The 26,002-nt window shown below is 68.1% G+C and carries 20 protein-coding genes; 17 read left to right on the top strand and 3 right to left on the bottom strand.

What is annotated here, in order from left to right; genetic code table 11:
- Nucleotides 1-3: 3 nt before the first annotated feature.
- The 17 genes from tssG to ABL840_RS04085 all read left to right on the top strand — a co-directional run bounded on the left by tssG (nucleotide 4) and on the right by ABL840_RS04085 (nucleotide 23,153).
- The gene (tssG, locus tag ABL840_RS04005; protein ID WP_093301790.1) at nucleotides 4-1,098 is read left to right on the top strand and encodes a type VI secretion system baseplate subunit TssG; all 1,095 of its coding nucleotides are present in this window, start codon (nucleotides 4-6) and stop codon (nucleotides 1,096-1,098) included.
- A complete protein-coding gene (tssH, locus tag ABL840_RS04010; RefSeq protein ID WP_093204124.1) occupies nucleotides 1,095-3,809 on the top strand; it encodes a type VI secretion system ATPase TssH in 2,715 nt (904 codons plus the stop codon). Before tssG ends, tssH begins: the two co-directional genes overlap by 4 nt.
- A 25-nt stretch (nucleotides 3,810-3,834) precedes the next feature.
- The gene (locus ABL840_RS04015) at nucleotides 3,835-6,873 is read left to right on the top strand and encodes a type VI secretion system Vgr family protein (RefSeq protein WP_093301708.1); all 3,039 of its coding nucleotides are present in this window, start codon (nucleotides 3,835-3,837) and stop codon (nucleotides 6,871-6,873) included.
- A gap of 19 nt (nucleotides 6,874-6,892) precedes the next feature.
- The gene (locus ABL840_RS04020) at nucleotides 6,893-9,487 is read left to right on the top strand and encodes a DUF2169 family type VI secretion system accessory protein (RefSeq protein WP_093301709.1); all 2,595 of its coding nucleotides are present in this window, start codon (nucleotides 6,893-6,895) and stop codon (nucleotides 9,485-9,487) included.
- Entirely contained in the window at nucleotides 9,484-10,536 is a 1,053-nt protein-coding gene (locus ABL840_RS04025) for a pentapeptide repeat-containing protein (RefSeq protein WP_093301711.1), read from the top strand. The genes ABL840_RS04020 and ABL840_RS04025 overlap by 4 nt, the downstream gene beginning before the upstream one ends.
- Nucleotides 10,537-10,586: 50 nt before the next feature.
- Complete coding sequence (locus tag ABL840_RS04030) at nucleotides 10,587-11,219, top strand: DUF3540 domain-containing protein (RefSeq protein WP_093301712.1); 633 nt, start codon at nucleotides 10,587-10,589, stop codon at nucleotides 11,217-11,219.
- A 23-nt stretch (nucleotides 11,220-11,242) separates the two neighbouring features.
- Entirely contained in the window at nucleotides 11,243-11,638 is a 396-nt protein-coding gene (locus ABL840_RS04035) for a DUF4150 domain-containing protein (protein WP_093301714.1), read from the top strand.
- 73 nt (nucleotides 11,639-11,711) lie between these two features.
- Nucleotides 11,712-14,057: a type VI secretion system Vgr family protein gene (locus tag ABL840_RS04040; protein ID WP_093301715.1), complete on the top strand. Its 2,346-nt coding sequence runs from the start codon at nucleotides 11,712-11,714 to the stop codon at nucleotides 14,055-14,057.
- A gap of 4 nt (nucleotides 14,058-14,061) precedes the next feature.
- Nucleotides 14,062-14,535: a DUF6484 domain-containing protein gene (locus ABL840_RS04045; RefSeq protein WP_093301717.1), complete on the top strand. Its 474-nt coding sequence runs from the start codon at nucleotides 14,062-14,064 to the stop codon at nucleotides 14,533-14,535.
- Between the two features lie 13 nt (nucleotides 14,536-14,548).
- A complete protein-coding gene (locus ABL840_RS04050) occupies nucleotides 14,549-15,601 on the top strand; it encodes a DUF2169 family type VI secretion system accessory protein (protein WP_093301719.1) in 1,053 nt (350 codons plus the stop codon).
- A 2-nt stretch (nucleotides 15,602-15,603) separates the two neighbouring features.
- Entirely contained in the window at nucleotides 15,604-16,671 is a 1,068-nt protein-coding gene (locus ABL840_RS04055; RefSeq protein ID WP_143042926.1) for a beta-ketoacyl synthase, read from the top strand.
- A 3-nt stretch (nucleotides 16,672-16,674) separates the two neighbouring features.
- Nucleotides 16,675-17,604, top strand: coding sequence for a DUF4150 domain-containing protein (locus tag ABL840_RS04060; RefSeq protein ID WP_418116195.1), 930 nt, complete (start codon nucleotides 16,675-16,677; stop codon nucleotides 17,602-17,604).
- An 11-nt stretch (nucleotides 17,605-17,615) separates the two neighbouring features.
- A complete protein-coding gene (locus ABL840_RS04065) occupies nucleotides 17,616-18,524 on the top strand; it encodes a type VI immunity family protein (RefSeq protein ID WP_093301722.1) in 909 nt (302 codons plus the stop codon).
- On the top strand, nucleotides 18,496-19,206 hold the full coding sequence (locus ABL840_RS04070; RefSeq protein ID WP_093445743.1) for a hypothetical protein: 711 nt from the start codon (nucleotides 18,496-18,498) through the stop codon (nucleotides 19,204-19,206). Before ABL840_RS04065 ends, ABL840_RS04070 begins: the two co-directional genes overlap by 29 nt.
- Before the next feature lie 11 nt (nucleotides 19,207-19,217).
- Nucleotides 19,218-20,477 carry a TIGR02270 family protein gene (locus tag ABL840_RS04075; protein WP_093301725.1) on the top strand — a complete coding sequence of 420 codons (1,260 nt, stop codon included), beginning with the start codon at nucleotides 19,218-19,220 and terminating at the stop codon, nucleotides 20,475-20,477.
- An 88-nt stretch (nucleotides 20,478-20,565) separates the two neighbouring features.
- Nucleotides 20,566-22,275 carry a type VI secretion system-associated FHA domain protein TagH gene (tagH, locus tag ABL840_RS04080; RefSeq protein ID WP_093301727.1) on the top strand — a complete coding sequence of 570 codons (1,710 nt, stop codon included), beginning with the start codon at nucleotides 20,566-20,568 and terminating at the stop codon, nucleotides 22,273-22,275.
- An 83-nt stretch (nucleotides 22,276-22,358) separates the two neighbouring features.
- Nucleotides 22,359-23,153, top strand: coding sequence for a PP2C family protein-serine/threonine phosphatase (locus ABL840_RS04085; RefSeq protein WP_093204159.1), 795 nt, complete (start codon nucleotides 22,359-22,361; stop codon nucleotides 23,151-23,153).
- 74 nt (nucleotides 23,154-23,227) lie between these two features.
- On the opposite strand, the gene ABL840_RS04090 is transcribed toward ABL840_RS04085, so the two are convergent.
- The 3 genes from ABL840_RS04090 to tssC form a co-directional block, all read right to left on the bottom strand.
- The gene (locus ABL840_RS04090) at nucleotides 23,228-23,767 is read right to left on the bottom strand and encodes a peptidoglycan-binding domain-containing protein (protein ID WP_093204162.1); all 540 of its coding nucleotides are present in this window, start codon (nucleotides 23,765-23,767) and stop codon (nucleotides 23,228-23,230) included.
- Between the two features lie 81 nt (nucleotides 23,768-23,848).
- Nucleotides 23,849-24,328 (bottom strand): Hcp family type VI secretion system effector, encoded by a 480-nt coding sequence (locus tag ABL840_RS04095; RefSeq protein WP_093204164.1) that lies wholly within the window; start codon nucleotides 24,326-24,328, stop codon nucleotides 23,849-23,851.
- A gap of 166 nt (nucleotides 24,329-24,494) precedes the next feature.
- Nucleotides 24,495-25,991, bottom strand: coding sequence for a type VI secretion system contractile sheath large subunit (tssC, locus tag ABL840_RS04100; protein WP_093204167.1), 1,497 nt, complete (start codon nucleotides 25,989-25,991; stop codon nucleotides 24,495-24,497).
- Nucleotides 25,992-26,002 lie beyond the last annotated feature (11 nt).

A 26,002-nucleotide genomic window follows, 5' to 3' on the forward strand; every position in this document is an offset into this window, starting at 1 on the left:
AGCGTGGCCCGGCCACTCGAGGCCGGCGGCACCGTGCAGGCGCGCGTCGACGCGGCGCTGCGCGAATGGTCGAGCGAGCCCTGGGCCTTCGACTACTTCGCAGTGATGCGCCGGCTCGAATCGGTCGCGCGCACCACGCCGCGCTGGGGCCGCGCACTGCTGCCCGGCGCCGAGCCGGTGCGCGTGGGCCAGGAGCCGTCGCTGTCGTTCGCGCCAGCGAGCTTCAGCCGCTTCGAGCCCGCCACCGTGCATTCGCCGCCACGCCTGCGCCAGCAGTTCTTCGGCTACATCGGCCCCAACGGACCGCTGCCGGTGCACCTGAGCGACTTCATACGCGAGCGCAGCCTGAACCATGGCGACCCGACCTGGCTGGCCTTCCTCGACAGCTTTTCTCATCGCTTCTCGCTGCACTTCTATCGCGCGTGGGCGCAGTCGCGTCCCGCCGTCGCGCTCGACCGTCCCGGAGAGGACCGCTTCCGCCTGCAGATCGGCGCGCTGGTCGGCATCGGCACGCCGGGCCGCGTCGACCGCGACGAGATCCACGACGACGCGCGCCTGCACTTCTCGGGCTGGCTCGCGCGCCGCGTGCACAACGTGGAGAGCGTGGAATCGGTGCTGTGCAGCTACTTCGGCGTGCCGGTGAAGCTGGAGCGCTGGGTCGGCCACTGGATGAGCCTGCCGGCCGGCGAGCTCACGCGGCTGGGGCAGGGCGAGAGCTCGCGCTCGATGGGTATGGGCGCCATGCTCGGCACCCGCGCGTGGGACCGCCAGCACCGCGTGCGACTGCACCTGGGGCCGCTCACGCTGGAGCAGTACCGCATGTTCCTTCCCATCGGAAACGCGCGCCCCGTGCTGCAGCGCTGGATGCAGCAGCTGCTCGGCGACGAGCTCGAGTGGGATGCCGAACTCGTGCTCGAGAAGGCGCAGGTGCCGGCCACGCGCCTTGGCGACGCGAAGGGCAGCGCGCCGCGCCTCGGCTGGGTGTCGTGGCTCGGAGAGCGCCCACGCTCGCGCAACGCCGCCGACGTGCGCATCGGCAACCAGTCTTTCAACAAGCCCATCTTCATTCGTTCAGAAGAGATACGGAGTCCCTCATGAGTGAAATCAGCCGCACAGCCCTTTTCGGCAAGCTCAACTCGCTGGCCTACAAGGCCATCGAAGGCGCCACCGTGTTCTGCAAGATGCGGGGCAATCCGTACGTGGAGCTGGAGCACTGGTTCGCGCAGCTGCTGCAGGCGCAGGACTCCGACCTGCACCGCGTGATCCAGCACTACGGCCTCGACGTGTCGGTCATCGCCAAGGACATGACAACCGCGCTCGACCGCCTGCCGCGCGGCGCCACCGCCATCAGCGACTTCTCCCCGCACATCGAGAACGCCATCGAGCGCGCGTGGACCTACGCCACGCTGCAGTTCGGCGAGGCGCAGGTGCGCACCGGCTACCTGCTGGTGGGCATGCTGAAGACGCAGAGCCTGCGCAACCCGCTGTTCGGCCTGTCGAAGCAGTTCGAGAAAGTGAAGGTCGAAGACCTGGCCGACAACTTCGCCAAGATCTGCGACGCCTCGCCCGAAGCGCAGATGCGCGCGCAGGACGGCACCGGCATGGGCAGCGGCGCACCGGGCGAAGACTCGGGCGCGATGGCCCCGGCCGCCATGGGCAAGGGCGACGCGCTGAAGAAGTTCGCGGTCGACCTCACCGAGAAGGCGAAGAAGGGCGAGATGGACCCGGTGACGGGCCGCGACGAGGAGATCCGCCAGATCGTCGACATCCTCATGCGCCGCCGCCAGAACAACCCGCTGCTCACCGGCGAGGCCGGCGTCGGCAAGACGGCCGTGGTCGAAGGCTTCGCGCAGCGCCTGGCGCGCGGCGACGTGCCGCCGCAGCTCAAGGACGTGAAGCTGCTCACGCTCGACATCGGCCTGCTGCAGGCCGGCGCCAGCATGAAGGGCGAGTTCGAGCAGCGCCTGCGCCAGGTGATCGACGAGGTGCAGAGCTCGCCCACGCCCATCATTCTTTTCATCGACGAGATCCACACGCTGGTGGGCGCGGGCGGTGCCGCCGGCACCGGCGACGCAGCCAATCTGCTCAAGCCGGCGCTGGCGCGCGGCAACCTGCGCACCATCGGCGCCACCACCTGGGCCGAGTACAAGAAGTACATCGAGAAGGACCCGGCACTCACCCGCCGCTTCCAGGTGGTGCAGGTGCCGGAGCCCGACGAGACCAAGGCGATCCTGATGCTGCGCGGCGTGGCCAGCGTGCTCGAGAAGCACCACCGCGTGCAGTTGCTCGACGAGGCCATCGAGGCGGCAGTGAAGCTGAGCCACCGCTACATTCCCGCGCGCCAGCTGCCCGACAAGGCCGTGAGCCTGCTCGACACCGCCTGCGCGCGCGTGGCCGTGTCGCAGCATGCGACGCCGCCCGAGGTGGAAGACTGCATGCGCCGCATCGAGGGCCTCACGGTCGAGCAGGAAATCATCGGCCGCGAGGAAGCCATCGGCATCGACGTGACCAAGCGCGCCGCGCAGGTTGCCGCGCTGCTGGCCGAATCGAAGGTGCAGCTCGATGCGCTGAATGCGCGCTGGCAGGAAGAGAAGGGGCTGGTCGACCGGCTGCTGGAGCTGCGCAGCAAGCTGCGCGCGGGCAACAAGCCGGTGGACACGCCCGCTGCAGCCACGGCCACCGATGCGGCCGCGCCCGCATCCGCCGAACCCGCGCCCGACCGCGCCGCGCTGCTGGCCGAGCTGCACGAGTTGCAGGCGAAGATCCACGCGGTGCAGGGCGAGTCGCCGCTCATCCTGCCTTCGGTCGACGAGCAGGCCGTGGCCTCGGTGGTCGCCGACTGGACCGGCATTCCCGTCGGCCGCATGGTGAAGAACGAGGTGGAGGCCGTGCTCAAGCTCGCCGACACGCTCAACCAGCGCGTGATCGGACAGAAGCACGGGCTGGAGATGATCGCGCGGCGCATCCAGACCTCGCGCGCGCGGCTGGACAACCCGCAGAAGCCCATCGGCGTGTTCATGCTCTGCGGCACCTCCGGCGTGGGCAAGACCGAGACCGCGCTCGCGCTGGCCGAGGCGCTGTACGGCGGCGAGCAGAACATCATCACCATCAACATGAGCGAGTTCCAGGAGGCGCACACCGTCTCCACGCTCAAGGGCGCGCCTCCGGGCTATGTGGGCTATGGCGAGGGCGGCATCCTGACCGAGGCCGTGCGCCGCCGGCCCTACAGCGTGGTGCTGCTCGACGAAGTGGAGAAGGCCCACCCTGACGTGCACGAGATCTTCTTCCAGGTCTTCGACAAGGGCTGGATGGAAGATGGCGAGGGCCGGATGATCGACTTCAAGAACACCATCATCCTGCTGACCACCAACGCCGGCAGCGAGCTGGTGATGAGCATGTGCCGCGACCCCGAGCTGCTGCCCGAGCCCAACAGCCTGGCCGATGCACTGAAGGCGCCGCTGATGAAGGTGTTCCCGCCCGCGCTGCTGGGCCGCATCGTCACCATTCCCTACTACCCGCTGTCGCCCGAGATGATGAAGAAGATCGTGCGGTTGCAGCTGGGCCGCATCAAGAAGCGCGTGGAAACCAACCACGGCGTGCCCTTCGAGTACAGCGACGCGGTGGTCGACCAGGTGGTCGCGCGCTGCCAGGACCCGGAGTCGGGCGGGCGTGTGATCGACGCGATCCTCACCAACACCGTGCTGCCGACGATCTCCGTCGAGTACCTGCAGCGCCTGGCCTCCGGCGGCGAGATCCGCCGCGTGGCGCTCGACGTGAAGGACGCCGACTTCACCTACGCCTTCGACTGACAAGCCTCCACCCCAAGAGAAAAAGATGGCCGACAACGAGTTCCGCATCGAGAGCGATTCACCCGCCAAGGACGACCTGATGTTCTGGCGCATCGTGGGGCACGAGGCGCTTGCGCGTCCGTCGACCTACGAGCTCACGGTGATCTCGAAGAACAAGGCCATCGACGCCAAGGACATCCTGGGGCATGCCTTCGACGTGGTGATCGAGTTCAAGGACGCCGACGGCGGAACGCACGAGCGCCACTGCCAGGGCCATGCGGTGCGCTTCGTGCGCGCGGGCCACATGGGGCGGCACTACGAATACCGCATCACGCTGCGCTCGTGGTTCTGGCTGCTCACCAAGCGCGCCAACTCGCGCATCCTGCAGGAGAAGAAGGTGCTGGAGGTGCTCGACGCGGTGTTCGAGGACAGCCCCATCAAGCGCTTCAAGAAGACCAAGGCCGACAACGTGATCGGCACGCACAACCCGAGGCGCTATTGCGTGCAGCACCAGGAGAGCGACTACCGCTTTCTCTCGCGCCTGCTGGAGGACGAGGGCATCTACTACTGGTTCGACGCGCACGACGCACCCGGCACCATGCACCTTTCGGATGCCAGCGACATGGCGCACGAGAAGCTGCCCGCGGCCGACACCCTGCGCCACATGGCCGTCAACGCCGCCGAGCCGCGCTTCAACGAGATCTCGCGCTGGGTCAGCGGGCGGCAGTTCGACACCGGCAAGCACGCTTCGCGCGACAGCGACTTCAAGGCCATCAAGAAGAAGCTGGGCGCCGACATCGACGCGTCGGACGACCATGAACTGGCGAGCCTGGAGCTCTTCGAGTTCCCCGGCGGCTACTTCAGCGGCGACGACGCCGAAACCCGCGCCAAGCTGCGCGGCGACGAACTCAACGCTCACCGCGACCGCCACTGGGCCGTGACGCCGTGGCCCGACGTGACGGCCGGTCGCGGCTTCAAGTACGAGGGCGACCCCGACGGCACGCGCAACGGCGACTACATCATCGCGGCCTGCACCTTCGTCGCCAGCCATCGCGGCTACGAGGGCGTGAGCGCCAGCGCCCCGGCCCGGCCCGTGCACGACGCACTGGCCGACGTGCTGCGCGACGACGCGGTGAACGCCGACACGCTGCCGGTGCTGGAGGAGATCATCGCCGCCACGCCCGCGCTCTCGGCGGCGCAGACCGGCAACAGCATCTTCCTGCTGACCGTGATGCCCATCGAGCGCCTGTTCCGCACGCCGCGCCTCACGCCGCGCGTGACCATGCCCGGCCCGCAGACCGCCATCGTGGTCGGCCCCAAGGGCGACGAGCTGCACGTGGACGACCACGGCCGAGTGAAGGTGCACTTCCACTGGGACCGCTACGACGAAAGCAACGAGAAGTCGACCTGCTGGATCCGCGTGTCGCAGCCCTGGGGCGGCAAGGGCTGGGGCGGCTACTTCATCCCGCGCATCGGCCAGGAGGTGATCGTCGACTTCCTCAACGGCGACCCCGACCGGCCGATCATCATGGGCCGCGTCTACAACGACGAGCAGCCCATACCGTACAAGTCGCCCACGCAGAGCGGCTTCAAGACCCGCTCCACGCCCGGCGGCGGCTCCTCGAATTACAACGAGATCATGTTCGAGGACAAGAAGGGCGAGGAGAACATCAACATCCACGCCGAGCTCGACATGAGCCGCAGCGTGGAGCGCGACGACTCCACCACCATCGACCGCGACCAGAGCGTCACCGTCAAGCGCGACCAGACCAACCACGTGGACCGCGACCGCAAGAGCACGGTGACGCGCAACGACACGAACATGGTGGTGGTGGATCAGAAGAACACGGTCAAGGGCAAGCAGAACAACCAGGTGGTGGGCGACCGCACCACTTTCGTCGACAGCAACGACAAGACCATGGTGACCGGCACCAGCCTGAGCGACGTGACCGGTGCGCGCACCGACACCTCGCGCGCCGGCGAGACCCGCAACGTGATCGGCAACCAGACCATCACCGTCAGCGGCAACGTGACCTACAAGGCCGCGAAGATGAGCTTCGAGGCCGGGCACATCGACTGGATGGTGACGGGGGCGAGCTCGAAGTACATCACGGTGCCCACCGGGCCGCTGCACCTGATGGCCAACAAGATCAAGCTGATGAGCAACACCGGCATCGAGATGATGGCGGTGGGCAGCATCGACGCGACCTCGGTCGGCTCCAACACGACCATCCTCGGGCCGAACACCAGCGGCTACATCGGCACCAACAGCGAAGCCAACCTGGGCATCGCGCGCTCGACCTTCATGGGCATGAGCATCGACAACGCGCTGGCCATCGCCATCTCCAACTTCGGAGGCGTGGCCATCGATACCGCGCTGGGCGTCAAGCTGTCGTCCGGCCTCGCGCCGGAGATCCAGGCCTTTCCGGTCGACGTGGAGCAGGCCGCGCTGCACACCTTCACGCCGGGAGCGGGTGCCGGTGGCGCGGGCGGAGCCGCGGTCGCCGGCATGCTCGGAGCGGTTGCGGGCCTTGCCAGTGCGGACGCGGACATCGCCGCGACACTGAAGCAGTACGCGGACGCCGCCAATGCGCTGGACAACGCAGCCAACGAGGCCGACGCCGCGCACCTGCCGGGCCTTGCGGGCCGGCTGCGCTCGCTCGGCGCGATCACGCGCAACCGTCGCACGGAAGGCGTGATCGGCAGCATCCCGGTGGTCGGCACTGTCGCGATCGCCGGCGGTGAACTGATCGTCGGTGCCTTGGGTGCCGCTGGCGTCGGCACCGGCGGCGAACGACTGGCGGCCGACGAGTCTGTCAACGCGGACGGCTCCGCCGCACCGCCCCCGCCTCCGCCGGCTCCACCGGCCCCGCCGCCTGCACCAGGGGTAGGCGCCCCCGCGGAGCCGACGCAGGAGTGGAGCCCGACGCCGCCAGCACCGCCACCGCCGCCACAGCCGCCCCCGCCACCGCCGCCCCCGCCACCGCCACCGCCACCGCCACCGCCACCGCCACCGCCGCCGCCGCCGCCGCCGTCATCCGACCCGCTGGACGGCGGGGTACCGCCGAACGACGACTGGGAATGAAGAGGGCTGTCGATCGACCATGCAAGTCCTCAAACCCCAGGCGCTCGGCTTGTCGACGCGCCCCATCGAGTACCGCAAGCGCTTCGGGCTCAGCATCAGCGCCTGCCTGCACCTGCCGTTCGCGCAGGGCGAGTGCGCAACGCTGTGGGCGGAGCAGTCGATGTGGTCCTTCCTGGCGAAGGAGATGGCCCAGCCGATGATCGACGAGGGCGTGGCCAAGCTCACGCCGGAGTTCCTGGTGCACGGCAAGGCATTCCCGCCCCCGGACCGGCCCGACGGCTGTGCCGTGAGGGCCCGCTTCGGCACGCAGGAAAAGACCTTGCTGGTACTGGGCGACCGCTACTGGGACGGATCGAAGCCGAGCAAGGCCCGGCCTTTCGCGGAGATGCCGCTGGACTGGTCGAGGGCCTACGGCGGGACGGACTTTCCCCTCAACACCGCAGGCCGCGGCAGGCAGAAGGCGGATGGCGTGGCCTGGCTGCCCAACATCGAACTGCCGCACGACCGCCTCCTTCGCCCCGACCAGGCCATTGCGCCCGCCGGCATGGGCGCACTCGACGTGATGCATCCGCAGCGCGTGCAGTACCGCGGCACCTACGACGCCGACTACCTGAAGCTGCACGCGCCGGGCTTCGCGCCGGACACCGACTGGCGCTACTTCAACCTCGCGCCGCCTGACCAGTGGATGGGCGCGGCGCTCGTCGGCGACGAACCGTTCTCGTTCGAGAACATGCATCCGGAAAAGCGCCTGATCGAAGGCCGCCTGCCGGGCATGCGGGCCCGCGTGTTCGTCGGCTACCGCATGGCGGTCGGCGAGCCCAAGGTGCGCGAAGTGCCGCTGCGGCTGACGACGGTGTGGTTCTTTCCGCATGCCGAGCGCTGCATCGCGATCTTCCAGGGCCTGGCCGAGGTCGGGACCGACGACGGCTCCGACGTGGTCAGCCTCATGGGGGCGGTCGAACGCATCGGCCAGGTCCGCTCCGATGCGCACTATCTGGACGCTGCCGCGAAGCGTGCCGATCCGAAGATGGGACCGATCTACGCCATCGTCGACAGCGACCTGCTCCCGGAGGGTGTGAGCACCGTCGACCCCGATGTGGAAGCCGCGAAGGCGCCCTTCGGGACGGAGGGACTGCAGGGCGAAGCGCAGCGCCGTCGCGCCGGGATGGATGTGGCCTTCGCTCGCGAGAAGGCCATCTCCATGGGCAAGGACCCGGACGCACTGGGCATCCGGATGCCGCCGCGCGAGAAGGTTCCGGTCGGCGACGAACTGCCGCCCTACCTCGAGAAGAAGATGAAGGAGGCCGAGGCCCAGCGGTGGGCGGCGGTCGAGGATGCGGTCACGGTCATCGAGCGGGCGCTGGCGATGTCGCAGGAGCAGAAGATCGACCTCGCCAAGCTGCAGCACCGCGGTCCGCCGAAATACGACCCCGACAGGCACATGGCCGAGATGCGCGCGCAGGTGGCCATGGGAACGAGGCCCGTCGACCTGGCGCCGATCTATCCGAAGCTGTGCCAGATCGAGGATGCGCATCGCGCGGGCTATCTCCAGTCCGCGCACATGCAGCCGCCGGCCTACCCGATGGCCGTGGGCGAGGCCGCGAAGCTGCGCAGCGAGATGGCACGCGCCAGCGCAGCGGGCATCAAGTTCTTCGCGGGCATCGACCTCACCGGCGCCGATCTCTCGGGCCTCGACCTGCGGGACGTGAACTTCGAAGGCGCGTGGCTCGAGAGCGCGAACCTCGCCAATACCAATCTCTCCGGCGCCAACCTCGCGGGGGCAGTGCTGGCGCACGCGAATCTGGAAGGCGCGATCGCCATCGGCACGAAGTTCGGCAAAGCCAACCTCGGCAAGGCGCGGCTCGCCCGCGGCGTCTTCGACGATGCCGACTTCAGCGGCGCGACGCTCATGCATTGCGCATTCGCCGGCACGCAGATGCGGCGCGCGACATTCGCCAAGGCGAACCTGCTTCACACCACGTGGGGCGAGGCCGACTGGGCCGGTGCCGACCTGAGCGGCCAGGTCTTCCACAAGCTGGACCTGAAAGGCATGCGTTGGCCGGAGGCGAACCTGTCCGTCTGCAACTTCATCGAGTCCGACCTCTCGGGTGTCGACATGCACGGCGCGAAAATGGAGAACGCGACCTTCGTGACCAGCAAGCTCGACGGCGCAAGGATGATGGCGGCACATTGCGCCGGCACCGTGGCGGTCAAGGGAAGCAGCCTGGCCGGTGCGGACATGAGCCAGGCCGACCTGCGCCGTTTCAACTTCGGTGCCTCTGATGCGCGCGGCGCCAAGATGATTCGCGCCGTGCTCGACGGCGCCAATCTCTGCGAAGCCCTGCTCGAGGGCGCCGACATGCGGCTCGCCAGCGCCAAGGGTGCCCTGATGCGCAAGGCCGTCTGCACCAACGCGCTGCTGTCGGGCGTGAACTTCAGCGACGCCATCTTCCAGTCGGCGGATCTGCGCGGGGCCGACCTGCGGCGCAGCAATCTATTCGGCGCCGACCTCGGGCGCGTGCGGCTGGACGGCTCGACGAGCTTCGACGGTGCATTGCTCAAGCGGGCGCGAACATGGCCACGGCTCACGCCGGAACAGCAGGCCGCAGCATGAGCCCGAACCTGCTGGCCATTGCAGTCAGCGTCGGCGAGGCGCTGGAAGGCCTCGACCTGCGCAAGGGACGCTACGCGGGCCTCGCGCTCGGCGGCGGAATCTTCTCCCGGATCAATTTCGCCGAAACGGATTTCCGCGGTGCCGACCTGCGCGAGACCGTGTTCGACGCATGCGACCTGCGCGGCGCCATCGCATCGGGCGCCAACTTGCGCAAGGCCGTCTTCAATCGCTGCAAGCTCGACCACGCAGACCTGCGCGAAGCCAATCTGCACGGTGCGGTCTTCTCCGAGTGCGACCTGACGCACGCGCAGATGGCGCAGTCGGCGATGACCATGGCCACGCTGGCGCGTTGCCGGCTGGACCATGCCGTGCTGCGCGGCGTGCGGCTCGACTCCGCCGTTCTCAGCCAGTCGGTGCTACTCGACGTCTGCGCCGACGACACAAGCTGGCAGTACACGACCGTCAACGAATGCGATCTCTCGCACCTGACGTGGACCGGCGCGCGCATGCTGCGCAACGTGTTCTTCAAGACCTCGCTGAAGGGCATGCCGTTTGCGGGGCTGGACCTGAACGGCTGCCAGTTCTCGTCCGCCGACCTGGGCGGGGCCGACTTCAGTGGCGTCACCTTGCAGCAGTGCAACTTCCAGGGCGCCAACCTCGAAGGCGCGAAGTTCGCGAACGCAGTGGCGCCGTCGGCGATCTTCTGCGCGGCCACCGGCAAGGGAGCCGACTTCTCGGGCGCGCGCCTGCGGCAGGCTCTCTTCACCGGCGCCGTGCTGCCCAAAGCCAATTTCACAGGCTGCGACCTGTACCAGACCCATTTCGCGGGCGCGAAAGTGCAGGGCGCCAACTTCAGCGGCGCCGAGCTGACGTATGCCGACTTCAGGCGTGCCGATCTCACCTCGGCCGACCTGCGCCGCGCCACCATGCTGCGCACCGTGCTGCACGCCGCCATCACCGAGAACGCGCAGATGAGCGACCGCGCCCGCGCGCTCGAGACCGATCCGGAGCTCGCGGAATCGGAGCGCTGGCAGCCGCTGGTCGCCTGATTGCCTGATCACCAGATTCGCCGGATGAACGAACACAGAGGGAACACGCCATGAACAACGAAACGACGCTGAAGACCCGCACACGCCAGCGCCCGGCCGCGAAGGCCATCGGCGGCGAGTGGTGCGTGGGCATCCTGGGCACCGACGCGAAGGGCCGCCAGGTCGTTGCCAGCGGCGACCTGAAGCTTCGCGCACGCCGCGCCGCGAGCTGCCTGCTCGAGCCCGCGGCTGGCGACAGCGTGGCCTGCCTGCGCATCGCGCCCGACGAGGTGTGGGTCATGGCCGTACTGCAGCGCGAGGAGGGCACGGCCAATGTCGTGAACTGCGAAGGCGGCGGCATGCGCATCGCCGCGGAGGGCGGGCGCATCGAGCTCGCTGCCGAGGAGCTCGACATCGCCACGCAGCGCACGCGCCTGGCCACCGACAGCGCCGACGTCGTCGGCCGCCAGCTCAGTGTGGTCGGCACCAGCTTGAAGCTCGTGGGCTCGGTGCTGTCGTCGGTGATGGACCGCGTGCAGCACTTCAGCAGGCACTACCTGCGCACTACCGACGGCATCGATCGCGTGTCGGCCACGCACGTGGAGTGCGAGGCGCAGCAGCTGATGCGCCTGGAGGGAGAGCACACGCTGGTCAACGGCCGCGAGCTGGTCAAGGCGCGCGGCGCGCAGATCCACTTCGGCTGAAGCGGCAGCGGAGAGAAAGAGAAATGTTCGCCAACTGCCAGCTGATGGGCACGGACATGGGCTTTCCCGATGTCTGCATCACGCCCGCCGCGCCGTCGCCGATTCCGGTGCCGTATCCGAACATCGCCATGGGTCCGATGGCGATTCCGAACTGCCCGACGATCCTCATCATGGGCGGTCCGGCCCACAACCTCGGCACCACCATTCCGATGACCAACGGCGACAACTCCGGCGTGCTGCTGGGCGTGGCCTCGGGCACGGTGATGGGGCCGAGCCGCCATCTCACCGGCGCCTTCACGGTGCTGCTGATGGGCATGCCCGCGTCGCGCCTGACCAGCGTGTCGCTGCAGAACAGCACCAACTGCCCCGGCGTGCGCACCGTGCCGAGCCAGCCGCTGGTGCTGCTGTTGGCGCCGTAGGTTCCGCTGTCCGGTCCGTCCGCACGGACCAGGGGAGAGGAGAGGCGATGAGAGAGAGAAAAAAGGGGGAAGCATGGCCGATCACAAGTTCAGCATCCAGGGCGATTCGCCCGCGGTCGACAAGCTCATGTTCTGGCGCATCGTGGGCCACGAGGTGCTGGCGCGTCCCTCCGCCTACGAGCTCACCGTGCTGACCGACAACGAAAGCATCGACGCGGCCGACGTGCTGGGCCGCTCCTTCGACGTCGTGATCGAGTTCGCCGATGCCGACGGCAACGCCCACAAGCGGCATTGCCAGGGCCACGCGGTGCGCCTGACGCGCGTGTCGCAGAGCGGGCGCTTCCTCGAATACCGGATCAGCCTGCGTTCGTGGTTCTGGCTGCTGAGCAAGCGGACCAACGCGCGCATCCTGCAGAACAAGCCGGTGCTGGGCGTGATCGACGCTGTGCTGGACGACAGCCCGGTCGGCAGCCTGAAGAAGATCAAGGCGGGCGGCGTGGTGGGCCCGCATGCGCCCCACGTGTACTGCGTGCAGTACAGGGAAAGCGACTACCAGTTCCTCTCGCGCCTTCTGGAAGAAGAAGGTATCTATTACTGGTTCGACGCGCACGATGCGCCGGGCACCCTGTACCTGTCGGACACCAGCACGCTGGCGCACGAGAAGCTGCCGGCGGCCGACACGCTGAACCACGTCGAGCGCGGCGCATCGGAAGGGCGCTTCAACGAGATCACGCGCTGGGTCAGCTCGCGGCAGTTCGAGTCGGGCAAGTTCGCGTCGCGCGACCGCGACTTCAAGGTCATCAGCAAGCAGCTGGATGCGGACAAGGGCGACCCCGACACGCACGAGCTGGCCGACCTGGAGGTGTTCGAGTTTCCGGGCGGCTACCAGTCGGGCGACGATACCGACAACCTCGCGCAGCTGCGCCTGGACGAGCTGGTCGGCCGGCGGCAGCGCCACTGGGCATTGACCGGCTGGCCCGATGTGGCGGCCGGGCGCAGCTTCGCCTTCAAGGGCGACCCCGACGGCAAGCGCGACGGCGACTACCTGATCGCCGCCTGCACTTTCGTCGCGAGCCACCCCGGCTACGAGGGCGCGAATTTCCTCGAGAGCCAGCGTCCCATCGACGTCGTGCTGCACGAGGCATTGGCCGACGATCCGGTCAATGCCGGCATGGCCGAACTGGTGGGCGACCTGATCGCCGAGACGCCGACGCTGCGCACGGGCAGGCAGGGGGCCTGCAGCTTCCTGCTCACCGCGATCCCGCTGAACACGCCCTGGCGCCCGCCGCGCATGACGCCGCGCGTGACCATGCCCGGCCCGCAGAGCGCCATCGTCACGGGCCGCAGCGGCGAGCAGATATGGACCGAGGAGCACGGCCGCGTGAAGGTGCAGTTCCACTGGGACCGCTACGGCAAGAACGACGAGAACAGTTCGTGCTGGGTGCGCGTGTCGCACCCCTGGGCCGGCAAGAGCTGGGGCGCGATCAGCATTCCGCGCATCGGCCAGGAGGTGATCGTCGACTTCCTCGACGGCGACCCCGACCAGCCCATCATCATCGGCCGCTTCTACAACGGCGAATCGATGGCACCGTTCGGCCTGCCGGCCGGCGCGGTGGTGAGCGGCATCAAGTCGAACACGCACAAGGGCAAGGGCTACAACGAACTGTCGATGGACGACACCGCCGGCAAGGAGAAGGTGACGATCCACGGCCAGTACGACATGAACACCACGGTCGAGAACAACCAGACGACCACCGTGCACAACAGCCGCACCGACACCATCGACGTCGACGACTCGGAGAGTGTGGGCAACAACCAGATGCAGCACGTGGGCGTGGACCAGAGCGTCTCGATCGGCGCCAACCGCACGGAGACCGTGGGCGGCACCGAGACCATCACCATTACGGGCCACCGCACCGAGACGGTGAACGGCGGCGAGACCGTGACGGTCAACGGCGGGCGCAGCCACACCGTCAACGGCATGCAGACCACCACCATCTCGGTGGCCGAGGCGCACACCGTGGGCGCGGGCCGCATGCACAGCGTGGGCGCCGGCGAGGCCATCAACGTGGGCGGCGTGCAGACCGTGAGCGTCGGCGGTGCGCAGATGGTGAGCGTGGGCGGGCTGCAGAAGGTGAGCGTGGGTGCGCTGCAGTCGGTATCCGTGGGCGGCCCGCACAAGCTGTCGGCCGCGGTGATCTCCGAGACCTCGAAGGGACCGATCAAGATCAAGGCGGGCGCGATCTGCATGGTCGAGGCCCCCACCATCATGCTCAAGGCGGGCGGCAGCAAGATCGTCATGAACGCCAGCGGCATCACCATCAAGGGCGCCAAGATCACCATCAAGGCCGACGGCACCGCATCGTTCAAGGCCGGAGGCTCGATCAAGATCAAGGGCTCCAACCTGGGGGAGGACTGAGGCCGTGGAAGACCAAACCGATCTCAGGAGCGCGCGCAGCGTGCTGCACAGCGTGGCGGCATGGTCGAAGCTCTCGGGCCAGGGCGTGGCGGTGGCCCGTTTCGCCGGCTTCGATGCCGAGGGACGCTTCCTGGTCACGCTGGGCGAGGGCATGGCGCCGGTGCAGGCGCTGTCGACCGTGGGGCTGGCGCCCGGCGATGCGGGCGCGGCCGTCGTGGTCGCCTTCGAGAAGGGCGAGGCGCGACACCCCGTCATCGTGGGCCGCGTGCAGCCGCCGCACACGGAAACGCCGGCGTTCGACGCGCGCGTGGACGGCGAGCGCGTCGTGCTGCAGGCGCGCGAGCGCATCGAGCTGCGCTGCGGCGAGGCCAGCATCGTGCTCACGCGCGCGGGCAAGGTGCTGATCAACGGCAGCTACGTGCTCTCGCGCTCGAGCGGCGCCAACCGCGTCAAGGGCGCCTACGTGGGCATCAACTGACGAGGCACACGCCATGTGGCAACTCGAAAACCGCACGCCCTACGCCGCCGAACGCACCTGGGTGCGCGACCGCGACGGTGCGGAGATCTGGCTCGTGGCGGTGAAGTGCAGCTTCGACATCGCGCCCGACGGCGAGACGAGCGTCGCGCCCGAACAGCCACCCGTCGCGCAGGCGCCCGTCTTCGTCGACGAGGCCGCGCCCCAGCCGAGCCTGTTGTACGAAATGGACCTGGTGCGCACGAAGCAGACGACCGACGTGCTGTTGATCGGCCACGCGCATGCGCCCGGCGGCGTGCCGGTGACGCAGATCGACGTGGGACTGCGCGTCGGTCCGATAGCGAAGCGGCTGCGCGTGACGGGCGATCGCGTATGGCTGGGCGGTTCGCCGTCGGAGCCCCAGTCCTTCGTCACGATGCCGCTGGTGTGGGAACGCGCGTATGGCGGTGTCGATCCATGGACGTGCGATGCGCCGAATCCGCAGTTCGACGTGCGCAATCCGGTAGGCACCGGTTTCGCGTTCGAAGCCGTGCATGCGGAGGGGATGCGGCTGCCGAACATCGAGTACCCCGACCAGCTCGTGCGTACCTGGAACGAACGGCCAGAGCCGGCGGGCTTCGGACCGCTGTGCAACCACTGGCAACCGCGCGCGGGGTTCGCGGGAACGTACGACGAGGCGTGGCAGAGGGAGCGGTTGCCGTTGCTGCCGGTGGATTTCGATGACAGGCACTACCAGTGCGCTCCTGCGGACCAGCAGGCGCCGCAGTTTCTGGTGGGCGGAGAGCCAGTGTTGATGGTGCATCTGGCGCAGCAGTCCGAGATCCGCTTCACGCTGCCGCGCGTGCTGCTGGGTTTCGAAACCTTCTTCTCCGACGGCACGCAGGTTCTGCATGAGCGACCGCAGTTGCACACGGTGATCCTCGAGCCGGCTGCGATGCGCGTTTCGCTGGTCTGGCACAGCACGCTGCCTTGCCATCCCAAGGTTCACAAGCTGCTGAAGACGCGCATCTTCGAGAAACGGCTGCTGCGCCTGGGCGAGACCGTGCCCGAGCAGGCGGTGGAGGCCTGAGCATGGCTGGCAGCGCATTGCGGATCCTCGGGCTCGGTGCCAGCACGCCCATAGGGCGAAATGCGTGGGCCAGCGCTGCGGCGGTGCGCGCCGGCGTATGTGGCTTCTCCGAGCATCCGTACATGGTCGACACGGCCGGCGAGCCGATGCGCATCGCGCGGGCACCCTGGATCGACGTGGGCCTCGATGGTGCTGCGCGCCTGGGAGCGCTGCTGCTGCCGGCCATCGAGGAAGCGCTGGCGCCTTTGACGGCGCTCGGCGGAAGCGTGTCGCCGCGCATCGGCCTCGCACTGGCGTTGCCGCCGCCGCGCCCCGGACAGCCTGATGGCTTGGCCGATGAGGTTCTGGAGGCCATACGGGAGCGCATGGGTGATCGATTCACCCGCATTGCGCGCTTCGAGGTCGGCCACGCAGCGGGCCACATGGCCGTGGCTGCCGCCGAGGCTGGCTGCGCGCGTGATGCCTTCGATGCGTGCGTGGTGGCGGGCACTGACTCGTACCTCGCGCCCGAGACGCTCGAATGGGTCGACGCCTGCGATCAGCTCCACGGCGGTGGTCCGCTCAACAATGCCTGGGGCTTTATCCCCGGCGAGGCTGCCGGTGCAGTGTTGTTCGGAACGCCCCGGCTGGCCCAGCTGTGCGGCATCGCGCCGCTGGGGGAACTGGTGTCGGTTGGCATCGGCATGGAGTCCAAACTCATCAAGACAGACGAGGTGTGCGTCGGCGAGGGCTTGACCCAGGCCTTCCGCGCTGCGCTCCAGGTCCTGCCCCCCGGTGAGTTGGTGCACAACGTGTTCTGCGACCTCAACGGGGAGGCCTATCGCGCCGACGAGTTCGGCTTCGCCGCGCTGCGCACCGGGGAGCGCTTTCGTGCAGCGTCGGACTTCCATGCACCAGCCGACTGCTGGGGCGATGTGGGCGCGGCGGGCTCGCCGCTGCACATCGCGCTGGCGGTCATCGCGAGCCGCAAGCGTTACGACAAGGGTCCGCTGTCGATGGTGTGGGGCAGTTCGGAGTCGGGCGAGCGCGGGGCGGTATTGCTGCGCGGTGCCGGGGGCATGGGAGGCTAAGCCGTGCCGCTCACCATCCGCGTCAACGGCACCAGTCTCACGCTGGTCCACAAGTTCAGCATCGGCATCAGCACCGCGACCATCCCCGACGTGTGCAAGACGCCGAGCCCCGGCGGTCCGGTGCCGGTGCCCTACCCGAACATCGCCAACTCCATCACGTTGTCCAACGGCACTTCCACCGTCAAGGGCGACAAGGCGATGGCGGCCAACAAGGGTTCGAAGTTCGCGCTGTCCAACGGCGACAACGCCGGCGTGGCCGGCGGCGTGAAGTCCAGCACGTTCATGAAGGAGGCGACCTGGATCCTCTACTCCTTCGACGTGAAGATGGACGGCAAGAACACGGCCCGGCTCACGGACAAGATGTTCCACAACTCGGAGAACGCGGCGAATCTGGGTGGGGTGGCGCAGCAGCCGCTGATCGATGCGCTGGACGGGGACCAAGCCCTTGCGCAGAAGCTCTGCGAAGCCGCCTGCAAGGCGATGGAGAAGAAGAAGAAGGGCGACAGCAAGGCCAAGAAGAAGGCCAAGAAGAACAAGAAGAAGCAGAAGCCATCGACCAGCAAGTTCCAGAACGAGATGCGCAACCTGCTGGACCCGCGCAAGCGCGGGACCAAGAACCCGGGGCTGATCACGGAGGTGGGGCAGGCGGGCAAGGATCTCATCGGCAGATGGGGTTCCAAGGTCGCCAATGGCCGTGCCTTCGTCAAGTGGGACATCGTCGTCACCGCAGCCGGAGTCACCCCCGGATTGAAGTCGCTGGGGGTCAAGGACATCAAGCATTTCGTCGAGGTCAAGTTCCCGAATGACACGCTCACCAAGAATCAGCAGTCCCTGATGGACTCGATGCCGAAATCGCAGAAGGACAAAGTAACTACCATGACCGTCGGCACCGACCCCAACGCCAAACCCCCTCCCGACTGTCTGTGCACCTGAAAGGACTCCAGATGGATACCGAGAAATTCACCCTGAAGTTCGACGAGCGCGTGGCGGCGGTGCCTTGTCTCGAGCTCGTCGCCTTTTCGTTCGGAGTTCCCGCCGACGGCGCCGGTTTCGCGAGATTCCTGCGCGTGTTCTGCGATGCGTTCGGCGGTCGCCTCTCGGTCTATCGCACGGGCGACATGAAGCGCTTCCGCCCCTTCGATCCCAAGGCACTCGAGGGGCCGCGCCACTGGTTCTCCGACCCCGCGATGTTGGCGACCAAGGTGCTGGGATTCGAGGCGCATGCGGGCGCCACCGCGCACGACATCGCCGCGCCGGCGATCGACATATCGTTGATGGGCAACTTCGAACCCCAGCGCTATGCGTTCCGCATGGTCCTGCCCGTCGAGTCGGGTGACAGCCCGGACGAGGTGGTGCGGCTGGCCCAGGATGCGCTCGCCGAGTTTCCGTTGGTGAGCGGCTATTGCGGCTACTCGCTGCTGTGGGACCGCGACCCTTCAGTGGACCGGGCGATCTGCGATTGGGCCGCGCCTTTGCTGCGACGCCATCCGGGCCTTGGCTATGGCAAGCCGCTGTCTGTCGCGAATGCCTCCGAGGCGGGCCTGGCCGTGGTGAGCTGGTTGACCCTGCTCGGCCCAGAGTTGACGGCCGCGTTGGGGGGAGGAAAGGCGCTGGCACAGAACGCACCCGCGGAAGTGAGCGTGCTCCCACTGGGGCCGGGCGGGGCGATCTTGCGCGCCGGAGAGGCGCCGGCACTGGGGGATGTGAATCGGCGGGATCCTCTGCCCGTCTACCACGCCGTCGGCCGCATGGTGGCGCCCGTCGTGGCGCCCGACGAGGCACTCGACGAGGTCGCGGTCGATGGCATGAAGGGAGACGACGCCTATGAGTGGTTCCGACGTTTCTTCGTCTGAGCACTACAGCGGCCCGCTCCTGCTGGAGGTGACACCGGCGCAGGGGCCCGCAGATGCGATCGAGGCGGCGCAGCAGCGGCTTCGCAACTTCATCGATGGGATCGGCGCCGGCTTCTTCTTCCCCGCAAGGCTGCGCCCTTCGGCGCCGCTGGAACTCCGCGTCGCAGGCGCGTCAGTGCATGGCCGGGTGGAAGTCGACGATCTGCCCGTGACAGCCCTGGGCGTGCTGGCCGGCATGCTGGCGGACGAGCGCCACCGCGACGTCTTCGTCCAGTCCGCGCGTGCCGTTCTGGGGCAGCGCGAGTTCGACCTGCTGATCGACAGCGGGGAGCGTCCGGCGATGCCGGAATCTCCGCCGTTCGAGGTCGAGTTCCCGGAGGACATGGGCGGCAACTACGCTCTGCTGGTGGAGATCGAATTCGTGCATCCGGTACCCACGGATGTGGGCCAGCAGCTGCTCTCCTCCCTGGCGTTGTGGGATGCCCTCGTGCCGGCCTACCCTCTGGATCCCGACGTTCCAGTGGAAGCCGGCGGCGCGCAAGCCATGTTCAACGATCCGCGCACCATCCACTACCACGAATGGATCTGGGATAACGCTGACGCCGGGGCATGGAGTCTGATCGTCAACCTCTGCTGCGCCTGGCACGAGACACTGCCCATCGTGCGGCTGCACTTCGAGTAGGAACTCGCTCCATGGACTCCGACACACTGACTTCCGTTGTCGCCGAGCACGCCGACGAAGTCTCCTTCCTCTGGCTGCAACGCGCCAGCGCAGTCCACGCCCCCAACTATTCGCTCCAGCAGTTCACCGACCTCGACGAGCGCCTCGCCGCCCACATCGACGGCCTGCGCGTCGCCGGCGACGAGGGCTGGCAGCACGCGCTGGCCCTTACCGACAACGAAGGCCCCGAGGATTTCTTCGTTGCGGCCGTGCTCGCCATCGAAGCTGTCGATGGCCGTTTCGACGACCTGGTCGAGCGCGCGAAGGACCTGCCCGAGGTCGTGCCCGGCCTGATCTCCGCGCTCGGCTGGGTCGAGCCGAAGCATCTCGGCGGCCGCGTCAGGGCCTTGCTCGAAGATGCCTCGCCGTTGAAGCAGAAGCTGGGCGTGGCGGCTTGCGCGCTGCATCGGCGCGACCCGGGCCCGTTGCTCGGCGAACTGCTCGGGAGTGCGCCCGACAGCGTGCGCGTCCGCGCGCTTCGGGCGGCGGGCGAGTTGGGCCGTGTCGACCTGTTGCCGCAGGCCCTGTCGCTGCTCGGCGAGGTCAAGCCCGAGCTGCGCTTCTGGGCCGCGTGGGCGGCGGTGCTGCTCGGCGACCGGGCGCAGGCGCTCGACGTACTCGCGGCCTTCGCGCTGAAGAGCGGACCGCGCCAGCCGCGCGCGTTCCAGCTCGCGCTGCAGGCGATGGAGGTCGTGCCGGGCCACGCACTGCTGCTCGACAGCGCCGCGCTGCCCGAGGCGCAACGCCTGCGCATCATCGGCTCGGGTTTCATCGGCGACGCGCGCTACGTGCCCTGGCTCATCGAGCAGATGGCGCAGCCGGCCACGGCGCGCATCGCGGCCGAGGCCTTCGTCACCATTACCGGCGTGGACTTCAACATCGAGCAGATGGAGGTTCCTCCGCCCGACGGCTTCGAGGACGGACCTACCGACGATCCCGACGACGACAACGTCGAGCTGCCCGAGGACATCGCCTTGCCCTGGCCCGACATCGACAAGGTGCGCGCGTGGTGGCAGCGGAACGGCGCGCGCTTCGCCCCGGGAGGACGACTCTTCATGGGGCAGCCGGTCTCGCCTAGCAGCTGCCAGGGCGTGCTGAGCCAGGGCTTCCAGCGCCAGCGGGTGGCCGCCGCGCTGCACCTTGCGCTGCTCGACGCGCGTGCGCCCCTGTTCGCCACCAGCGCGCCGGCGTGGCGCCAGCAGCGCTGGCTGGGCGACGGCATACCTCTTTAGGCGAGATTGCCAACATGCCCCACGGAATGAATACTCCTTGCGAGTTTGTTCGGGCGCATTCAGGCACAGAGCCTTCGGGGGCCGATTCATGATCCATATCGCTGTCATCACCCGGCAAGGCGCTCCGGCTGGCCAGTCCATCTCGGCGGACTTCGGGCCCAACGGAGGCACCATCGGCCGGGCCGACACCAACACGCTGGTGCTCGACGACCCCGACCGCACGGTCTCGCGCGTGCATGCGCAGGTGCTGTGCCGCGACGGGCAGTACTTCGTGATCGACCGGGGCAGCAACCCGATGCAGTGCAACGGTGTGTCGCTGGGCTCCGGCAAGGAGGCCGCGCTGACCGATGGTGCGCGGCTGGTGGTGGGCAGCTTCGAGCTCACGGTGCGCGTGACGGCAGCCGCTGCTGCCGCGCCGGCATCGCCGATCATTCCCGCGACGGTGCTGGGAAGCTCTCCTGCCGCGGCCACGCCGACGAGCGACGATCCCTTTGCCGACCTGCTCGCGGGTCTCGCGCCGCCGCCTGCTCCGGCTCCGCGGGCTGCAGCGCCTGCCGCAGCCGCCTCCACGCCCGCCGCCGCGCTGCCCGATTCGCTGCTCTTCCCCGACCCGATGGAAAGCGGTTCGCGCAACGTGCAGGCCTCGCAGGTCGATCCCTTCGCCAACCTGCTGGGGCCCACGCCGTCGTCGGCGCCGGTGGCCGGCCTGGGGGCCCTCGACGACTTCTCCGATCTCGGCGCGCCGCCCGCGCACGGCAAGGCTGCGAACATCGACGAGCTGTTCGGCGGCATGGGTGGCGGCGGTGGCGGCATCGGCGGCGATCCGCTCGCGCTGTCGCCGCTGGCCGATCCGCTGCTGCAGCCGAACACCGCGTCCAACGCCGATCCGCTGGCGGCCCTGCAGCAGGCGGCGCCTCCAACGCCCACGCCGCGCCCCGACCATCTGCCCATCGACCAGTTCGGCTTCACGCCGCCGAAGGCCGTCGAGCCGCCGAAGCCGCCGGTGATGTCGCCAGCCCCTGTCCCCGCGCCTGCGCCAGTCATGCCGACCGCGCAATTCGACGACATGACCGGCCAGCCGATCCGCATCAGCGGGCCTGAAGGTTCCGGCAAGCCGCTGGAGCCGCTGCGGCCTCCGGCGCCGGCGGTCGTTGCTCCCGCGCCGGCTCCGCGCCCGGCGGCACCTCCGCCCGAGCGCATGGCCAGCGACGACGAGCTGCTCGCGGCCTTCCTGCGTGGCCTCGCGAGCACGCACCAGCCGCCCGAGATGCTCACGCCCGGCCTGATGGAGCGCATCGGCTCGATGCTGCGCAGCGCCACCGAGGGCACGCTGCAGCTGCTGCTCACGCGCCAGGAGTTCAAGCGCGAGGTGCGCGCCGAGGTCACGATGATCGCGGCGCAGGCCAACAACCCGCTGAAGTTCTCGCCCACGGTGGAGGTGGCGCTTGCGCACCTGCTGGGCCCCGGCGTGCGCGGCTTCATGCCGCCCGAGGCCGCGATGCGCGATGCCTTCAACGACCTGCGCGCGCACCAGTTCGGCGTGATGGTGGGCATGCGCGCGGCGCTGGCCCATGTCATCGCGCGCTTCGAGCCGGCGGAGCTGGAGAAGAAGATCAGCGCGAAGACGGCGCTCGACGCGCTCTTCAGCGCCAACCGCAAGGCCAAGCTGTGGGACCAGTTCGTGTCGCTCTACGGCGGCATCGCGAGCGAGGCGGAGGACGACTTCCACAGTCTCTTCGGCAAGGCCTTCCTCGAGGCCTACGAGGAGCAGATGGCGCGCCTGAGGTCCGACGCCTGACGAGAAAAAAGAAGAAGAGCAGAGCAGCTGACAGGCAGGCAACACAAAGACAACACAACCCCAGCACTCGCGAGGCACCCCGCTTGGAAATCGAAATCGTCACGCTCTCCCGGCAGGGAGGCCGCAACTACAACGAGGACGTGCACGGCCACTGGCACGACGAGCGCTTCGTCGCCTGTCTCGTGGCCGACGGCGCGGGCGGCCATGGCGGCGGCGACGTGGCGGCGGCCACTGCGCGCGGCAGCATGCTCGCCGGCTTCGCGGTCGCGCCGGGGCTGGACGAGGCCACGCTGCGCGGTCTCGTGGAGCAGGCCAACCGCGACGTGGTGGCGCGCCAGGCCGAGGGTGGCAAGCTCGCGGGCATGCGATCGACCATCGTGTTCGCGGCCATCGACCTCGAGAGCCAGGCGCTCGCCTGGGTGCACAGCGGCGACAGCCGCGCCTACCTGTTCCGCGGCGGCGCCATCGTGGCGCGCACCACCGACCACAGTCTGGTGCAGCAGATGGTGGCCGGCGGCATGCTCGACGAGGAGGGCGCGCGGCTGCACCCTCAGCGCAACATGCTGCTGTCGGCGCTGGGATCGATCGAGGAGGCGCCCGACATCGCGGTGTCGGAGCGCATGCGCCTGCTGCCCGGCGACGTGCTGCTGCTGTGCAGCGACGGCGTGTGGGAGCCGCTGGGCGACGAATGCCTGATCGACACGCTGCACGCCTCGCGCACGCCCAGCCAGTGGACCGAGCTGATCGACGCGCAGGTCAAGGCCAACGCCAAGCCGGGCCACGACAACTACACGGCGCTCACGCTGTGGGTGATCGAGGACGACGGCGACGACGTGACGCGGCTGATGCCAGAGAACGTCGCATCGACCGACTCCTGACCTCTCTCTTCCCGGCCGGCAAAAGAGAAAGGGCCCCGAGGGGCCCTTTCTTGCGGGTGAGGCAACTGCGCTGCTCAGGCACCGCCCGTGCTGGGCACGGTCTGGGGCGCGACGTAGGTGTACTTGCTCGCCGTCTTCTTCACCTTCTTCAGCGCGCTGCGCAGCAGCTGCGGCATGTCCTGACGGTTGGGCAGGTTGGTGTAGTTGTCGATGCCCTGTTCCTTGCAGCAGTTGGCGCAGCCGTTGTTGAGCAGGTCGAGCGCGTAGCGCGTCTTGCTCAGCGTGCTGGACGCGCCGGGCTCGCGGAACGGATCGAAGATGCCGTCCGGCAGGACCTTCTGTCCGAGCGCGATCGCCTGCGTCTGGAAGTGCGTGATGTGCTTCTGCGTGATCGGCCCGTAGTAGCCGTCCACGACGATCACCTCGGTCTGGCCCGGGGGCGGGTCCAGGTCGTGGTTGAAGCCCAGCAGCTCGTAGTAGAAGATCTTGAACAGCGCCTGTACCAGCATCACGTCTTCACGCGTGTTGGAACCGATCCGGCCTACCGACCAGTCGATGTTGTAGGCGGTGAGCAGCGCGCCGCTGGTGCCGATGAGTGGGGTGCTGAATGCCATTGCATTGCTCCGGTGAGGACGCGTGGAAACCGCACCGGGCACTGGCGCGCCCGATGCCGTGCCCCGCGGGTCCGTCGTCCGTCAGCGGGTCTCGGTGGTCGCGACGTTCCAGCCGAACTTGACTTCGCCGCCGGCCGCGCCCTTGTCGTCCTGGGCCTTGTAGGCGAACTCGATGTCCTTGAACGAGCACGACACCTGTTCCTGCACGTCGCCGCCCTGCGCGCCGCCGGGGCCGACCATGGCGATGAAGACTTCCTTGAGCGTGACCTTGAGGTACTCCTGCTGGCCTTCGCCCGACTTGCGGCAGGTCAGGACCATGTCCTTGAAGTGCTTGCCGCTCACGCAGTTCTTGGCCAGCACCGGGGATGCCTTGTCGTAGGTGTGCGTGAAGTGGAACTCGCCGGGGGTGGCCTTGCCCTTGCCCGAACCGCCGCCGGAGCCGGCGCCCGAGGCGTTGCTCACGTTCCAGGTCCACGACGAGATCTCGATCTCGTCCTTGTGGTCCTTGTGGGAAGACTCGCCCTTGACGCCGTCGAGCTTGATGTGAAAGTCAGAAGACATGTTCCTACTCCTTGGAACCCGATTGCGTTCGGGCGGTTGCTGTTGATGATCGAGACGGATGCTTGGGCTGCCGCCGGCTTGCTGGCAAGACCGGTATGTGGCAGCTGTTGATAGAACGAAACGGGAGCCGGAATTTCAAGAAAGTCCGGCCCGTTTTTTCAGGTTTTCACGCACCGCCCTTGGCCGAGGGCAGCTTCGATACCAGGCGCAGCGAAACCGTGAGGCCTTCGAGCTGGTAGTGCGGGCGCAGGAAGAACTTGGAGGTGTAGTAGCCCGGGTTGCCTTCCACTTCCTCCACGACCACCTCGGCGGCGGCCAGGGGCTTCTGCGACTTGGTGATCTCCGAGGAGTTGGCGGGGTCGCCGTCCACGTAGTTCATGATCCACTTGTTGAGCCAGCGCTGCATGTCCTCGCGCTCCTTGAAGCTGCCGATCTTGTCCCGCACGATGCACTTGAGGTAGTGCGCGAAGCGGTTGCAGGCGAAGAGGTAGGGCAGGCGCGCCGCCAGGTTGGCGTTGGCCGTGGCGTCCGGGTCGTCGTACTCGGCCGGCTTGTTCAGCGACTGGGCGCCGATGAAGGCCGCGAAGTCGGAGTTCTTGCGGTGGATCATCGACAGCAGCCCGGCCTTCGAGAGCTCGGCCTCGCGGCGGTCGCTGATGGCGATCTCGGTGGGGCACTTCTGGTCCACGCCGCCGTCGTCGCTCGGGAAGGTGTGCAGCGGCAGGTTCTCCACCGCGCCGCCCGACTCGATGCCGCGGATGCGCGAACCCCAGCCGTAGAGCTTGTACGAGCGGTTGATGTTGGTCGCCATCGCGTAGGCCGCGTTGGCCCAGGCGTACTTGTTGTGGTCGGCGCCGGCGGTGTCTTCCTCGAAGTCGAACTCCTCCACCGGGTTGGTGTTGGCGCCGTAGGGCGTGCGCGCCAGGAAGCGCGGCATGCACAGGCCGATGTACTTGGAGTCGTCCGACTCGCGCAGGCTGCGCCAGCCGGCGTACTCTGGGGTGGAGAAGATCTTGGTCAGGTCGCGCGGGTTGGCGAGCTCCTGCCACGACTCCATCTGCATCAGGTTGGGGCTGGCGCCGGTGATGAAGGGGGCGTGCGCCGAGGCGGCGATCTTGGCCATCTCGCCGAGCAGCTCCACGTCGGGCGGGCTCTGGTCGAAGTGGTAGTCGCCCACCAGCGCGCCGAAGGGCTCGCCGCCGAACTGGCCGTATTCCTGCTCGTAGATCTTCTTGAACATCGGGCTCTGGTCCCAGGCCGCGCCCTTGAATTTCTTCAGGTTCTTGGCCAGCTCCTGCTTGGAGATGTCCATCACGCGGATCTTGAGGTTCTCGTCGGTCTCGGTGTTGTTCACCATGTAGTGCAGGCCGCGCCACGCACTCTCGAGCTTCTGGTAGTCGGGGTGGTGGATGATCTTGTTCACCTGGTCGGTGAGCTTGGCGTCGATCGCGGCGATCATGGCCTGGATCGACTTGGTCACGTCCTTGCCGATGACGGTGGTGTTGGCCAGCGCCTGCTGCGCCAGCGTGAGCACCGCGGCTTCGACGGCGCTCTTGGCTTCGTCGCTGCGCGGCTTGAATTCCTTCTGCAGCAGCGATGAAAAGTCGCTGCCCGCGTACGCGACATCTTTCAGCGCGCTCTGTTCGAGTGCTTCGGTGGCCATGGTTGTTTACT

Origin of the sequence: Variovorax sp. NFACC27 (assembly GCF_048301545.1) — a bacterium.
GTDB lineage: Bacteria > Pseudomonadota > Gammaproteobacteria > Burkholderiales > Burkholderiaceae_C > Variovorax > Variovorax gossypii.